15 protein-coding genes are annotated in these 14,002 nt (G+C 42.4%); 4 read left to right on the forward strand and 11 right to left on the reverse strand.

Annotated elements, in window-relative coordinates; all coding sequences use genetic code 11:
- The first annotated feature begins 3 nt into the window (after window positions 1–3).
- Entirely contained in the window at window positions 4–1,188 is a 1,185-nt protein-coding gene (locus ACSBL2_RS13830; protein ID WP_442587120.1) for an aspartate aminotransferase family protein, read from the forward strand.
- A gap of 11 nt (window positions 1,189–1,199) precedes the next feature.
- Here the strand turns inward: ACSBL2_RS13830 and ACSBL2_RS13835 are convergent, their stop codons facing one another.
- A complete protein-coding gene (locus tag ACSBL2_RS13835; RefSeq protein WP_442587121.1) occupies window positions 1,200–1,562 on the reverse strand; it encodes a response regulator in 363 nt (120 codons plus the stop codon).
- A 347-nt stretch (window positions 1,563–1,909) separates the two neighbouring features.
- Here ACSBL2_RS13835 and cls point away from each other — a divergent pair, with 347 nt between their 5' ends.
- The gene (gene cls / locus ACSBL2_RS13840) at window positions 1,910–3,370 is read left to right on the forward strand and encodes a cardiolipin synthase (RefSeq protein ID WP_442587122.1); all 1,461 of its coding nucleotides are present in this window, start codon (window positions 1,910–1,912) and stop codon (window positions 3,368–3,370) included.
- Between the two features lie 84 nt (window positions 3,371–3,454).
- Here the strand turns inward: cls and ACSBL2_RS13845 are convergent, their stop codons facing one another.
- Both ACSBL2_RS13845 and ACSBL2_RS13850 read right to left on the reverse strand, forming a co-directional pair.
- Window positions 3,455–3,655 (reverse strand): hypothetical protein, encoded by a 201-nt coding sequence (locus tag ACSBL2_RS13845; protein ID WP_442587123.1) that lies wholly within the window; start codon window positions 3,653–3,655, stop codon window positions 3,455–3,457.
- A complete protein-coding gene (locus ACSBL2_RS13850) occupies window positions 3,652–3,825 on the reverse strand; it encodes a DUF3606 domain-containing protein (RefSeq protein ID WP_442587124.1) in 174 nt (57 codons plus the stop codon). Before ACSBL2_RS13850 ends, ACSBL2_RS13845 begins: the two co-directional genes overlap by 4 nt.
- A 383-nt stretch (window positions 3,826–4,208) precedes the next feature.
- On the opposite strand from ACSBL2_RS13850, the gene ACSBL2_RS13855 reads away from it, so the two are divergent.
- Complete coding sequence (locus ACSBL2_RS13855; protein WP_442587125.1) at window positions 4,209–5,393, forward strand: esterase-like activity of phytase family protein; 1,185 nt, start codon at window positions 4,209–4,211, stop codon at window positions 5,391–5,393.
- A gap of 66 nt (window positions 5,394–5,459) precedes the next feature.
- Here ACSBL2_RS13855 and dinB read toward each other — a convergent pair whose 3' ends face one another.
- Entirely contained in the window at window positions 5,460–6,560 is a 1,101-nt protein-coding gene (dinB, locus tag ACSBL2_RS13860; RefSeq protein WP_442587126.1) for a DNA polymerase IV, read from the reverse strand.
- A 288-nt stretch (window positions 6,561–6,848) separates the two neighbouring features.
- On the opposite strand from dinB, the gene ACSBL2_RS13865 reads away from it, so the two are divergent.
- Window positions 6,849–7,184 (forward strand): hypothetical protein, encoded by a 336-nt coding sequence (locus tag ACSBL2_RS13865; protein ID WP_442587127.1) that lies wholly within the window; start codon window positions 6,849–6,851, stop codon window positions 7,182–7,184.
- Window positions 7,185–7,382: 198 nt separating this feature from the next.
- On the opposite strand, the gene ACSBL2_RS13870 is transcribed toward ACSBL2_RS13865, so the two are convergent.
- From ACSBL2_RS13870 to ACSBL2_RS13900, 7 genes are all read right to left on the reverse strand, one after another.
- Window positions 7,383–8,573 (reverse strand): metallophosphoesterase, encoded by a 1,191-nt coding sequence (locus ACSBL2_RS13870; RefSeq protein WP_442587128.1) that lies wholly within the window; start codon window positions 8,571–8,573, stop codon window positions 7,383–7,385.
- A 104-nt stretch (window positions 8,574–8,677) separates the two neighbouring features.
- Entirely contained in the window at window positions 8,678–9,262 is a 585-nt protein-coding gene (locus ACSBL2_RS13875) for an RNA polymerase sigma factor (RefSeq protein ID WP_442587129.1), read from the reverse strand.
- A gap of 93 nt (window positions 9,263–9,355) precedes the next feature.
- Entirely contained in the window at window positions 9,356–10,729 is a 1,374-nt protein-coding gene (locus ACSBL2_RS13880; RefSeq protein ID WP_442587130.1) for an MATE family efflux transporter, read from the reverse strand.
- 31 nt (window positions 10,730–10,760) lie between these two features.
- Window positions 10,761–11,393, reverse strand: coding sequence for an AlbA family DNA-binding domain-containing protein (locus ACSBL2_RS13885; protein WP_442587131.1), 633 nt, complete (start codon window positions 11,391–11,393; stop codon window positions 10,761–10,763).
- A gap of 28 nt (window positions 11,394–11,421) precedes the next feature.
- A complete protein-coding gene (locus ACSBL2_RS13890) occupies window positions 11,422–11,907 on the reverse strand; it encodes a DUF4442 domain-containing protein (RefSeq protein WP_442587132.1) in 486 nt (161 codons plus the stop codon).
- A gap of 72 nt (window positions 11,908–11,979) precedes the next feature.
- Window positions 11,980–13,239: a sensor histidine kinase gene (locus ACSBL2_RS13895; RefSeq protein WP_442587133.1), complete on the reverse strand. Its 1,260-nt coding sequence runs from the start codon at window positions 13,237–13,239 to the stop codon at window positions 11,980–11,982.
- The gene (locus ACSBL2_RS13900) at window positions 13,239–13,913 is read right to left on the reverse strand and encodes a response regulator transcription factor (protein WP_442587134.1); all 675 of its coding nucleotides are present in this window, start codon (window positions 13,911–13,913) and stop codon (window positions 13,239–13,241) included. Before ACSBL2_RS13900 ends, ACSBL2_RS13895 begins: the two co-directional genes overlap by 1 nt.
- Window positions 13,914–14,002 lie beyond the last annotated feature (89 nt).

Raw genomic sequence — 14,002 nt, forward strand, 5'->3', positions numbered from 1 at the left:
ACCATGATAAGCCACAAACAGCTCTTCCTCCTAAACAATGCCCAAACCTCAAACAATCCTAATTTCCTTGAAGTAGATCACGCGGAAGGACTTTACCTGTATGACATTAAAGGGAAGAGTTACATGGACCTGGTTTCGGGATTTGCCGTGAGCAATATCGGGCACAGGCATCCAAAAGTGATTGAGGCCATCAAAGCCCAGCTGGATAAGTACATGCACCTGACCGTTTATGGTGAGTTCGTTCAGTCGCCCATGGTTAAATTTGCTGAAAAGCTGATCAGCGTTCTCCCGGAGCAACTGAACAATGTTTATTTTGTGAATTCCGGGACCGAAGCTACTGAGGGTGCATTGAAGCTGTCCAAGCGTTTTACCGGCAGGTCTGGCATCATCGCCTGCCACCATTCCTATCATGGCAGTACACATGGCGCATTGAGTGTGATGGGAAATGAAGCGTATAAACAGGCCTACCGTCCGTTGTTACCCGACGTGGGGTTCATTTCGTTCGGAAAAGAAGAAGACCTGGAAAATATTACTGCAGATACTGCCTGTGTGATTATGGAAACTGTCCAAGGAGAAGCCGGAATCCGTGTTCCTTCTTTGGCCTATATGCAAAAACTGAGGCAACGTTGTACTGAAATGGGAGCTTTGCTTATTCTCGATGAGATACAGGCTGCTTTCGGGCGCACAGGTACACTCTTCGCTTTTGAAGATTATGGAATTGTTCCGGACATCCTGTTACTGGCGAAGGCACTGGGTGGGGGAATGCCTATTGGTGCTTTTGTAGCGAACAGGGAGGTGATGGGCGTGCTGAAAGAAAACCCTATTCTGGGACATATCACAACCTTTGGCGGCCATCCGGTATCGAGCGTCGCCGGACTGGCAAGTTTGACAGCTATTCTTGAGGAAAATCTGGTTGCCGGAGTGAAGGAAAAAGGAGAATTGTTCAGGTCGTTGCTCGTACATCCCATGATCAGGGAAGTACGAGGTAAAGGATTGATGATGAGCATCCAATTGGACACCTTCGAACAGGTCGAAAAAGTCAGCCAGCTTTGTGCCGCTGATGGGGTAGTTATCGACTGGTTCCTGCATTGTGAAAATGCATTGCGCATTGCACCTCCATTGATCATCACTGAAGAAGAAATCAGGACCGCCACTGGCGTGATCTTAAAGGCACTCGACAAATTGTAGGCAACAATGCTTTATGAGGCGAGCTGAAAATAGACTTTATCAATCAGATCACCTGCATTAAAAGGTTTGGCAAGAAAGTCATTGGGGCCAAAATCTTTATTCTTTATTCCGGTATTCTGAAGTCCCGAGATGAGGATGACAGGGATATGTTGTAAAGAGGAGTCTTCTTTGATATTCCTGCAGATCTCGCGGCCATCACAGCCATCCATCAGGACATCCATGAGCACGAGGTCAGGTTTCTCTTTGGTAATCACCTGCAAGGCATCCTGTCCACTGGCATAAGTCATTAAATCCCAGTCTACAAAATCAAGTACTGATTCCAGGGCTGTCAGGATTTCTTTATCATCGTCGAAGATTACAATTTTCTTGTTCATGGTCTATTTTTTTAGGTAGTAGTGTGCTGTTTTGTAGTTTTCAGCTTTTCTATCCCGCCCTGTTAACAGGCTTGCGGAGCTGATTCATGAAAACGAACAAATTAAGTTTGAATTTGTTCAGAATATATGATTTAATTTGTGGGCGGAACAGAAAATGGAGCTGTGAGAAAACACTCTTTTTCTTTTCCATGCCTTTATGAATCAGTGTCTAAAGCTACAGGACAATCTTTTATGCAGCAGTGAGAGGTGCAGGAATGCGTATTATACAGGCATAAAAAATACTGGTACAAACAATTAAGGGAATTCAGGAGATCAAATAAATACTTATAAAAACGATTCACACAAGCATGCAGGAAATCAGCTGGATACTCATACTGGAAATTCTTTACGTACTGATCATCATTGCTGTCTGTTTAAGAATCATCTATGATACCCGGTCGACCACAAAAACACTGGCTTACCTCATCCTCACCGTCTTTTTACCTGTTGCAGGAATCATTATTTACTTCTGTATCGGCACCAATTACCGTAAGCGGAAGCTGTACAGCAAGAAAATAACGACCGACGAAAGGATGCAGAAGCAGATCAAACAGCAGGTGTACAGGGAGTCCAAAAGGATCTGGGATACCGTACCAGAAAATATGCTGAAGTATAAAAAGCTGGGGCGTCTGCTGATCAATGACGGGACAAGCTTTTTGAGTGGAAGGAATAAAGTAGATATCCTGATCAATGGTGAGCATAAATTTGCAGAGCTGCTGCAATGTCTGCGGAATGCCAGGCACCATATCCATATCGAATATTACATTTATGAAGACGATGAGATCGGAAATGAGATAAAGCATATATTGATAGAAAAGGCCAGGGAAGGAGTGGACGTACGTGTGATCTATGACGACTTCGGGAGTCGCAGCATCCGCAAGCGGGTGGTTCCTGAACTGCTTGCTGCCGGGGTGATGGCCTTTCCCTTTTACAAAATACTTTTTATTGCCCTTGCCAACCGGTTGAACTACAGAAACCACAGGAAGATCATTGTCATCGACGGCACGATTGGATTCACCGGTGGGATCAATATCTGCGACCGGTATGTGAACAGCGATAAGCGCCCCGATGCGGTATACTGGCGCGACACACATGTGAAGATCACGGGTACCGGGGTCTATTACCTGCAGTATCTTTTTATATGCGACTGGAACTTTTGTACAGATGATACCCTGGAAATTGAAGATGATTTCTTTTGTGAACCGGATATCAGTGCGGGAAGCTCTATTGTTCAGGTGGCTGCAAGTGGCCCGGATTCTGATAATCCGACAATTCTGTACTCTACTATTCAGGTGATAGGAATGGCCGAAGAAGAAATACTGATTACTACCCCGTACTTTATTCCCGGTGAAAGCCTGATGGATGCCTTATGTGTAGCGGCCCTGAGTGGGGTTAAGGTAGTTTTACTGGTACCCGATCAATCAGATTCCAGGATGGTTGCTGCCGCAGCACGCTCTTATTATGGAGAACTGCTGAAGGCAGGCGTTGAAGTGTATCAGTACCAGAAGGGATTTATTCATGCAAAAACGATGGTCACGGATAAAAATCTTTCTGTTATCGGAACTGCCAACATGGATAACCGGAGTTTTGAGCTGAACTTTGAAGTGAATGCAGTGATCTATGACAGTGAGGTGGCTGCACAAATGACAAAAGTGTTTTATGAGGACCTGCGTTTTTCAAAAAAAATAGACAAATGGGAATGGGAAAAAAGACCCCTGTTCAAACAGCTGCCTGAAAAGCTGGCCCGGTTGCTTTCCCCTTTGTTGTGATCTATTGTGGTAACCACCGCTAAAATAAAAAGGGGGAGAAGAAAAAATCCTCAATCCCCCCTGTGTGAGTATTCAAATGCTTTTCTATTTCCTTCTGAATGCCTGTTTTAGGTAAAAATAAAGCAATAGAAGTATCAATACCGTAAGTACCGCTGTGAAGATTCCTGCAACGAGTCCGAGTGCAATATGCAATACCGGAAATACGATATACTTCGCCACGAAATAAACGATTACAAGTAAAGCCGCTACTATGATGATGCTGCTTAGTTTAAGATCTCTTCTCATTTATTAAAATATGTTTTACGTATATATTTTTCTACTTGTTCAGCTTCTGTACTTCCCGAATCTTTAACTGCACGCTGTAACAATTCCGGAGTGATGTCGAATTTTTTACTCCAGTATTCTACCTCATAATACTCTTCAAGATTGATGAATTTACTATCGGATATGTTCATATCATTTCTAGTATAAAAGTTTTGTCTGAGCATATATTATCTGGTTAAATTGTTTGTACTATTTCTTTAACAATACTTATGCCTAAATTTAAGCGCTTTCCTAATTGCAATATAACATATCCTGTTAATTTTTTGTAATCAGAAATGGTGTAAAATGGCCATTATTCCTGTGTTTTATTAAATTAATGTTGGCGTATGGAATTTTTGGGATGAAAACCTCGACAAACACAATCTCATTATGAGTAAGTTACACCACAAGATTGTTAAACATAAAGTGGCTGGGGCAATAATGTTAAATGTTAATTTAATGCAATGGTTTTTGAATTCCGCCCTTAAATCGGCAGAAGTGACTATATTTAGAAAGTGCGTAATAAAAGATGCAAATGAGAAAAACACCTATCAAGGCTGGTCACCAATCTTTAAAACTGATCACCTGTTCGCTTATCACTGTGCTTTTCATGGGTTGTGCAGTATCGAAATCAACAGGAGCAAGGCAGGTTACCCTAAAAACCATTACGGGCTTAAAATATGTAAACCAGTTTGTCCTCCCCAATGATGCTCAAATTAATGGCATTAAGATCGGTGGATTATCAGGTATTGATTATGATGCAAAAAATAAGGAATATTATTTGATTTGTGATGACCGCTCACACCTGGAACCTGCCCGGTTTTACAAGGCCACAATTGATATTTCTGCAACAGGAATCAACAAGGTAGCTGTTACAGCAGTGGTACCACTGCTGCAGCAGGACGGATCGTATTATCCTGAGATCAGCCGTAATGCTACGCATACGACCGATCCGGAGGCAATGCGGATGAACTGGCGTACCCGTCAGCTGACCTGGACAAGTGAAGGAGACCGGAATTTTAAACCACTGGATACCGTCCTTATCAATCCTACAATTAATGTGGTGGACACCACAGGAAAATATGTGGACCTGCTGCCCCTGCCTCCAAATCTTAAAATGCAGAAGACGGAAAATGGACCGCGCAGAAATGGCGTGCTGGAGGGGCTTAGCTTTGCGGATGATTTCAGGAGCCTGTATGTGAGCCTGGAAGAACCCAGGTTTGAAGATGGTCCTCAGGCCGACCTGACACAGAATAATGCCCAAATAAGATTATATAAATTTGAGTTGAAAGACAACCGCAATACCGCACAATATGCCTATAGGCTTGACCCTGTTCCTTTTCCCGCACAGAAGGAAGGAGGCGCAATAAACAACGGCATTCCGGATATTCTTTGGATAGGGCACAATAAATTACTGGTTACGGAACGGGCTTTTTCTACAGGAAGGACAGGAGCCAATGTGAAAGTATTTTTAGCCGATATCAGTGGGGCGGAAAATATCATCCATAAGGCGTCATTGCTCAATTCTCCAGCGAAAAAGCTGGTGTCTAAAAAACTGATCCTGAATATGGATGACCTGGGGATTTATATAGACAATATTGAAGGAGCTACATTTGGACCGCTTTTAGCGAATGGACATCAGTCGCTGATCTTTGTGGCAGATAACAATTATCTTCCGCATGAGCAGTCTCAGTTCCTGCTTTTTGAAGTTATCCCATAAAGCGTCCGCTTCTTCTTCTGCGCATTCGCTTTTTTTCCGGCAGTTGTTTGTTCCATTGATGGAGACTTAAAATAACTCCAGCTGATCCGGATCCGGATGTTTTGAATTCTGGCTATGGCCAAAATTACTTAAAGAGATACCGAGCAGGCGCACTTTTTCATCTTCCAGCGCGGCTTTTAACAGCAGTTCCTTGGCTCCTTTAACAATGGAAAGGTAATCACCTACGGGCTGTGGCATGGACTGATTTCTGGTGATCTGCCTGAAGTCGCTGAACTTTATTTTTAAGGTGAGCGTTTTACCGCTGAGTTTATTCTTTTCTAAGCGTGCCGTGACCTTCTCCGCCAGGATCTCCAGCTCTGTAAACATTTCCTCAATGGTTTCCAGGTCTTCTTCAAAGGTATCTTCAGCACCAAGTGATTTGGTTTCCCTGTTTGGCTGTACGGGTCTCTGATCTATACCGCGCACGATGTTAAAGTAGAATCTTCCGGTTTTGCCGAATTTCCTGATCAGTTCCTCTTCCGAAAGTTTTTTTAGGTCTGCTCCATGATGAAGGCCCATTTTTTTCATTTTGTCTGCCGTTACCTTCCCCACACCAAAGAACTTTTCTACCGGAAGTTTCTCCATGAAGGCACTGATCTTCGAAGGACCAATAAAGGTCAAACCATCAGGTTTGTTCATATCAGACGCGATTTTGGCCACAAACTTATTATTGGATACACCTGCAGATGCAGTGAGGTTCAGTTCATCCCTGATGGCATCCTTAATCAGCTTTGCGATTTCAAGGGCAGAGCCGATGTTCAGTTTATCTTCCGTCACATCGAGATAAGCTTCATCAAGGGATAGCGGTTCAATGAGGTCTGTATACCTGCGAAAGATTTCACGGATATGTACCGATACGCTTTTATAGGCATCAAAACGGGGCCTGACAAATAACGCATGGGGACAAAGCTGAATAGCCTTACGCGCTGACATAGCGGAGTGAATCCCATAAGCCCGTGCTTCATAACTCGCCGTAGCCACTACACCACGCCCGTCAGGCGACCCGCCCACAACCAATGGCTTTCCCCTGTATTGAGGGAAGTCACGCTGCTCCACGGCAGCATAAAATGCATCCATATCGATATGAATAATTTTACGTTGTACAGGTTTTTCTTCGGTGTTTTGCATTTGAGGATCTGGTTAACAAAAATCTGAAATATATAGGAGAATAGGGGGGAATCCATCATTTATTTACATGAACAGGGTGTTAAAAATCGCTGTACCGAAGCTGCCGGATTCAGCCACTGCAGATTTTCAAAATTATTATTCATGAATATGCCTGCAAATTTGATTCCTGATTCTATCTTTGCAAATCTCAGTCCCCTAAAAGGGATGCCTGATTCATCCAATGAGGCCATAGAGAGAAGAGAATTCAAATCATAATCACCTGTTTAATTACATCGAAAGACCAGCAATATGAGCACTATTAATCATACAAAACAAACATTTAAAGATTTTAAGGAATTTTACCTGGAAGGTGTGGAACCTTTAAAGAAAGAAAATCCTGCATACATCAGATTGGATGGCAAACTAAAAGGAAATACAAGGGTAGTATTTGGCTATTTTCTTTATCAGGATAAAAAATGGAAAGTAAATGCTGATACCCATATCGACAGGATCAAACTGGCCTACACGGAATTGGAAAAAGGCAATGACCCTTTTGTCGTAAAAGCATTACGCGATCACAAAGGAGAATACCTGGCTATTAAAGGTCAGCCAGTACGCGACAGTAAATTTTATGTTTTTGCATAAACATTGATTTCAACAGGTTTGATACTGTATTCAGCTATTCAGGCCAGTGGAGAACTTATAAATGGGCAGTATCAGAACAGGATATTGCCCATTTGTATTTTTAGGACTATGGCAAGTGGAGAATGAAATATTTGAATCAATGGAGGAATCCACAACAGACTTAAGGTTTAAACTCTTCTCTTCTGCTGGCTGATGAAATCAGCTTTTCCTTCTGAGTTCCAGAATGGTTATTTCAGGCCAGATGCCAATTCTTCCGGAGAATCCGAGGAATCCAAACCCCCTGTTGATGTTAAGGGTTCTTCCATTTTCTTCTTTAATACCCGCCCAGTGTGCATAACGGTATTTTACAGGGCTCCATTTCAGACCAAAAGCCTCGATACCGAATTGCATTCCATGTGTATGTCCAGCAAGAGTAAGATGTATTTTAGGTGCAAAAGTCTTTACCTCGGCCTCCCAGTGCGTAGGGTCATGAGAAAGGAGAATCTTAAAATCATTATTCTCAGCACCAAACATCGCCTTTTTCAAATCACCCCTTTGTCCAAAACCTACTCCCCAGTTTTCTACTCCGGCCAGGAACAAGTGCTGCTGGCCTTTATGGATTAGTGTATGGCTATCCAGGAGTAAATTGAATCCCAGTTCGGCATGGTATTGCTTGAGTTGCCTTAGATTTTCACTTTTCTCGGCTTCAGAAGTCCATTGTACATAATCTCCGTAATCATGGTTTCCAAGAATGGAGAACTGTCCGTAGGGTGCCCTGATCTGGGAAAAATACGGCATCCAGGGTTTAATTTCTTCTGCTCTGTTGTTGACCAGGTCGCCCGTGAACACAAATAAATCTGCCTGCTGCTGGTTGATTAAATCAATCCCCCGCTGTATGGCCTTCGGATTATTGAAACTTCCGGCATGAACATCAGATATCTGTGCAATTTTAAAACCATCAAATGCTTCAGGCAGGTCATCGAAGTATAATACATGTCTGATGACCCTGTACTTGTATTTACCAAAGATCATCCCATAAATAAACAGGAGGACAGTGAATGTGAACAGCAGGAAAGAGAACTCTACCCAGTATAAACTTCTTGAGGAACCGCTAAAGAGACGGTAACCATCACCCAAAAACAGGGAGAGGGATAAAACCAGCTCTGCGGTGAGCAGGATCAGCACGGTATGGGTAATCGACGTAAATAAGAAATCTACCTCCTTTTTTCTGCCAAACTGCAACAGTACATAAATGAACGCTCCGGAAATTCCGGCTATGGACATCCAGAAAACCGGGATAAGGAATTTGGAGGTACTGATCACCAGCAGACCGGAAAGGGTATACCAGTTTAAGAGGAAAATGAAGAGTGCAATAAATATAAATGGGAGCAGGTTGATTTTTCTTTTCATGTATGGAGGGCAAATGTAGCCATATAATCTGTAGGATCATACAGGCAAATCATGTACCATAAACAAGACAGGGAAAGGATATTCTACCTGAAAAAAGCTTGTTTTTAATAAAATGAGCGTAAGGTGATAATTGCATTACGTATCCTGGTTTTTATCGTACCGACAGGAATAGCCAGTTTCTCTGCTGCTTCCACTTGCGTATACCCTTCAAAATACACCAGGTCGAGAATCTTCATTTGCATAGGGGAGAGCATTTTTATCAATTTTTTGAGGTCTATGGTTTCAGGGTTAAAAGAAGATTGATATTCATGGTTTACCTCGGCAATGACATTATCCAGCTCCTCATTTCTGGAACTGTTCAACTCTCCACGGCTCCTTAAATGATCTATAGCTGTATTTCTGCATAATCTGGCCATCCAGGTGAACAATTTCCCTTTTCCTTCATCATATTGGTTAACCGATTTCCAAATTTTCACGAAGGATTCCTGCAGGATATCCTGTGCCATATCTTCATTTTTGGCAACCTTCATAATGATTCCATATAGGGAAGCGGAATAGAGCTTGTATAATTTTTCTATCCCCTTTGTTTCCCCGGCTTTCAGCTGGTCTACCAATTGTTTTTCTGCCTCCGACTGCCGGTCAATTCTTTTGTGAGGCTCTGTAAGTGTGGGAAGTATAAATGCAATCATAGTGTAGCGTTCTCTTGACGCTAAAACAATGGCAAAATTCAAGCCTAATTTATTTTTATTCCCTAAAGCTCTGTTATTTTGAGAGATAGAAGTTTAAACATGTAATGCCGTATGGGAAACCAACGCCTTTGTTTTTTTCTGAAACCGGAAAAAAAGCAGGAAAGAAGCCGTAAGTAGACCAAAGGTTAGCCCATACCAAATGCCATTTACGCCCATATTTAGCGTGATTCCAAGAAAATAGGCGAGGGGTATACCAATGATCCAGTAGGCCACGAAAGTAATGAAGGTTGGGACATTCACATCCCCGATTCCTCTCAATACACCAAGGCCAACAACCTGTGTACCATCGAATAACTGAAAGAATCCGGCAATAATCAATAACTGAGCTGCAATCTGTACAACCTGAAGATCTTCTGTATAGATAAAAGGAAGAATCGTATTTGCACAAATGAAGAATATGGCCGTGACCGACATAAATGCAATGATGACATGGTAACTTGCTATAGCCGATCTTCTCAGGTCGAGTAAATTGTTTTTACCCAGATAAGTACCCGTTTTTATGGTTGCTGCAGAGGCAATTCCACTGGCCAGCATATAAGTTATTGAAGCCAGGTTAATGGAGACCTGATGCGCAGCCTGAGGGATCGCCCCGATCGTTCCGGTGAGTATGGCCGCACCACTGAAGGCACTGATTTCAAAGGAATATTGCAAGGCTACAGGTGCCCCGATTTTCAGGATTTTCATACTCCTGACCTTATCAATTAGCGTAAAACTGAAAGTGCGCAGGTATTTCTTGAAGTTAACCGATTTGAATACATAAAAAGACATCACCACAGCCATCAGTGTACGGTCGATTAAAGTACTCAGGCCTACGCCTTTTACCCCCATCGGAGCAATGCCGAACATGCCTTTGACGAAGATAATTCCCAGGATGATATTCAGCAGGTTCCCCCAGATGGAAATAAACATGGCCTGTTTGGTAAAACCAAGTCCCTCCGTAAACTGTTTAAAAGTCTGGAAGATCATTAAAGGAATAATGGAAAGGCCCAGGTAAGAAAGGTAAGGTTTGGCATAGGCGACTACTTCCGGCGACTGACCAATATGATCAATAATGAGCAGTGTGCCGAAATGTACAAACGTATACAATAAGATACCCATGATGAAATTAATCAGCAGGCTGTTTGACAGCAGCCGTCCGCATTCTTCCTGGTTTTTACGCCCGTTTTCCTGTGCAATCAATGGCGTAAGTCCGTATGAAATGCCCAGTCCCAATACCATGACCAGCATAAAAAGACTATTCACCAGCGATACCGCTGCCAGTTGTATGGTTCCTGCAAAATGTCCTACAATCACACTGTCGGCGAGATGGACGATGGTGTGGCCGAGTTGTGATACCACAATCGGCATAGCGAGACGAAGGTTGTCTGAATAATAGGGCTTGTATTTTGCGTAGAGTGAACTTAACATGATCTTGTCGTGTGAACACGCAAAGCTAGGCTTATTTAGGTTCTAAAAGGCTAAAATATTCTTCTTTTTCTGAAAGATGCGGCTGCAGGAGTCCGGTAAGAATAAGGCTTACCAATATCCTCTGGGCCTGTTTATGTGAGATTCTGGCGAGCTTGCAAAATTGCTTCAGGGTGATTCTTCCTTCAGTATCAAGAAATTGCAGGAGCTTTTTTTCCTGATCCGTATAGGTGATCAGCTGTCCCGTCTGGGTATTGTCTTTCTTCAGTACATCGACAATAATTTTGCTGGCAAGGATACTTTTGTCCCTTACCCGGAAGTATACCCACCATTTTTTATTTTCATCCAGTGCGTAGTGCGGTTTGGTATTGCTCTGTGGAATCGTCACCACCAGCACCAGTTTACTTTCTATATAAATTTCTTCAAATTCAGGTTCTATAGCCGGACGGCAGAATTGGTGCGCAGATTTGAGGATCATGTATTTTTCCTCGTCTTCCGACTTTACTCCCTTAATCGACCCATCATCGGCAACGCCGATCAGCAGTTGCCCACCGCGGTTGTTGGCGAAAGCAACCAGACTTTTTGCTATTTTTTCATTGTTGGTAATTGTCTTCTTAAAATCGAGCGTTGTTCCCTCACCTTGCAAAATTAGTTTCCTTAAATTCATGTTCAACGGATTTTTAACAAAAAAATAACTAGTAGGCTACGCGTCCTTCTTCACCTGTATGCAGATTTCTAATGTAAACTTCATTCATTACGGTTGCACAAAGCTCGCCCTGTTTGTTTAGGATTTCCATAGGGTAAGCCATGATAAATTTACCGGTAGTATTCAATGCCGTAATGGCATCATTCAACATTTCATCCGTCACCACAATAGTGAAAAAGAGATCGGAGCGTCCTGGTTTCAAATACTGTATACTTGCACTTTTCAGCCAAACCCTGATTTTAAACCCTTCCCGTTGCAGCAGTTGATCAAATAGCAGGGCATAAAAGGGGTCGGTCGCCGCATATATGGTCCCCCCAAAGATGGATCCGTTATAATTTTTATTGAAAAGGCTCTTGTTAATCTTTACATCTACACCCCTGAATCCCTGATGAAACCTGCGAACCCAAATGCGTTGAAATAACATAGGAGGATATAGACAGAGCCCCCATTTTAGTGTTTTTTCTGATACGATCATGTCGATTTAAATATCAGAAAGATAATTGATGATTTATATTAAAAATAGAATTATTAGGAAGAAGAAAGGTTTTCAGTCATGCAGCGTTGGTCTGTCGCCAAAAAGGATTTCAAAATGATGCTGCTCCTGCCGGTAAAAGTAAGTGATTTCCCATTGATGGGTAAGACAGATCTGTCTGATGATGGATAATCCAAGTCCGTTGCCCTCATACTCATTTGTGGTCCTGCCAAAACGGCTAAACAATTTTTCCTGTGGAAAGGGCAGAGGTGCCCCCGGGTTAGAGAATACCATCCCCCGATCATCTAATCTGATGTGGACTGTTGTCCCCGGTATACCATGTACAAGCATATTGGAAAGCAGGTTTGTGAGCATAATTTCCATTAGATAAGGACTCGCCAATATTTTTTTATACTGAAGATCTGCTTGCAGGACCATGTCACGATGCTCAAAAAGATCGGTCATCTGTTCCATAAGATTACCCAGCAATTCATGGATCAGGATCTCTTTCTGATCAGGAAAAGCCGCGTTATCAAGTTTCGCCAATAAAAGTAAGCCCCTGTTCAACCTGCTCAACCGGTCTACCGAATGCTTGGCATCTATTAAGTAATCTGCTATCCTTTCATTTATTTCCAGCTGACTGATACTCTCCAGTCTCGATTTAATGATGGCTAAGGGAGTTTGGATTTCATGTGAAGCATTTTCTGTGAACTCCTTCAATCCTCTATATTCCTTCCTTGCACGTATAGTCAGATCTGTCAGTGCCAGATTCAGGTCCCTGAACTCGTCTACTGCAGAAGGCACCAATTCCAGGGACATTTCTGAAGAAACAGAATACGACTTTAACTGATCCATATTCAGCAGGAAAGGGGTCCATATTTTTCTGTTGATAAAATAGTTCACCAGGGAACCACCAAGGACAAACATCGCTGCCATGAAGATGAAAATTAACCCAATGGCCTGCTGGTATCCTCCCCATCCGATATCAATTGTCATGACCTTGATCCTAACCGGTCTTCCATTGATCTCAACGGTCTTTCTTAATACGTAATAATCTTCTTTCAGCTGCTGCAGAGGGTCATATAAAACGGTATCCTTAAATTCTGTATGCGTATAATCTGATATTTTTCCTCCGCTGATCTGTAACAATGGAAAGTTGACCATCTTTCCTTTCCGGAGCTCTTTCGCAATCATATCTGCCTGTAATTCCAATTGCTCCCTTATTTCATAAGTCATTGTTTTTAATAAAAAAAAGAACAACAACACGCCGGTAACAGCCATTATAAGCATGCTTACCCATAAATAGTTGATGCTGGTTTTGGAGAGCAGTTTCATTACACTGTAAATTTATAACCCATCCCATAAACCGTCCTGATATAATCTTTTTGGCTGCAGGTATTGAGTTTTCTCCTTAGGTTCATCAGGTGCACATAAACCGTGTCAAAATTATCTGCCTGGTCAAAATGATCTCCCCAAAGATGTTCTGCAATGGAGGGTTTACTGACTACGCGGTTTTTATTGACCGTAAAATACATCAGCAACTCATATTCCTTTCGGGTCAGGCTCACTTCTTCTCCTTTATAAAAGAGCATTTTCGACAAGGGAACGATGGTAAAATCGTCGAAACTAATCTGGTCATTTCCACGGAGTGTTTTCCTGCGGTACAGCGCATGTATCCTGGCATTCAACTCTTCCAGATAGAATGGTTTGGTCATATAATCATCCGCACCAAGGTTTAAACCTTCCAGTTTATCCGGCAGTGAATCTTTGGCTGATACAATCACAATCCCTGTATCTGTATTGTGCTCGCGGATAGAGGAAATGAGTTTCATGCCTGTACCATCCGGTAAGGTAATGTCAAGGACAACACTGTCATAGGTGTAGGCATTGATCTTTTCTCTTGCTTGTGTATAGGTTGAAGCCTGCTCACAACGGTATCCCAGTGAAGAGAAATAATTCAGCATTTCTCCAGCGAGTACCGGTTCATCTTCCACGAATAATAGTTTCATACACTTATTTGGTTAGTCGTACAATATTTTATGATTCTTTAGAATTTCTTTAGAATCGGCGCTAATATTTGCACAAGAATAGGAGTTAT

The sequence above is a fragment of the Pedobacter sp. AW31-3R genome (genome assembly GCF_052180285.1).
Taxonomy (GTDB): domain Bacteria; phylum Bacteroidota; class Bacteroidia; order Sphingobacteriales; family Sphingobacteriaceae; genus Pedobacter.

Bases quoted from the DNA above. Each gene is read 5' to 3' on its own strand.
- ACSBL2_RS13835 (WP_442587121.1), bottom strand. From the start codon at position 1,562: ATGAACAAGAAAATTGTAATCTTCGACGATGATAAAGAAATCCTGACA.
- ACSBL2_RS13895 (WP_442587133.1), bottom strand. From the start codon at position 13,239: ATGAAACTGCTCTCCAAAACCAGCATCAACTATTTATGGGTAAGCATG.
- ACSBL2_RS13865 (WP_442587127.1), top strand. From the start codon at position 6,849: ATGAGCACTATTAATCATACAAAACAAACATTTAAAGATTTTAAGGAA.
- ACSBL2_RS13875 (WP_442587129.1), bottom strand. From the start codon at position 9,262: ATGATTGCATTTATACTTCCCACACTTACAGAGCCTCACAAAAGAATT.
- ACSBL2_RS13900 (WP_442587134.1), bottom strand. From the start codon at position 13,913: ATGAAACTATTATTCGTGGAAGATGAACCGGTACTCGCTGGAGAAATG.
- dinB (WP_442587126.1), bottom strand. From the start codon at position 6,560: ATGCAAAACACCGAAGAAAAACCTGTACAACGTAAAATTATTCATATC.
- ACSBL2_RS13830 (WP_442587120.1), top strand. From the start codon at position 4: ATGATAAGCCACAAACAGCTCTTCCTCCTAAACAATGCCCAAACCTCA.
- ACSBL2_RS13890 (WP_442587132.1), bottom strand. From the start codon at position 11,907: ATGATCGTATCAGAAAAAACACTAAAATGGGGGCTCTGTCTATATCCT.
- ACSBL2_RS13850 (WP_442587124.1), bottom strand. From the start codon at position 3,825: ATGAACATATCCGATAGTAAATTCATCAATCTTGAAGAGTATTATGAG.
- cls (WP_442587122.1), top strand. From the start codon at position 1,910: ATGCAGGAAATCAGCTGGATACTCATACTGGAAATTCTTTACGTACTG.
- ACSBL2_RS13845 (WP_442587123.1), bottom strand. From the start codon at position 3,655: ATGAGAAGAGATCTTAAACTAAGCAGCATCATCATAGTAGCGGCTTTA.
- ACSBL2_RS13855 (WP_442587125.1), top strand. From the start codon at position 4,209: ATGAGAAAAACACCTATCAAGGCTGGTCACCAATCTTTAAAACTGATC.
- ACSBL2_RS13870 (WP_442587128.1), bottom strand. From the start codon at position 8,573: ATGAAAAGAAAAATCAACCTGCTCCCATTTATATTTATTGCACTCTTC.
- ACSBL2_RS13885 (WP_442587131.1), bottom strand. From the start codon at position 11,393: ATGAATTTAAGGAAACTAATTTTGCAAGGTGAGGGAACAACGCTCGAT.
- ACSBL2_RS13880 (WP_442587130.1), bottom strand. From the start codon at position 10,729: ATGTTAAGTTCACTCTACGCAAAATACAAGCCCTATTATTCAGACAAC.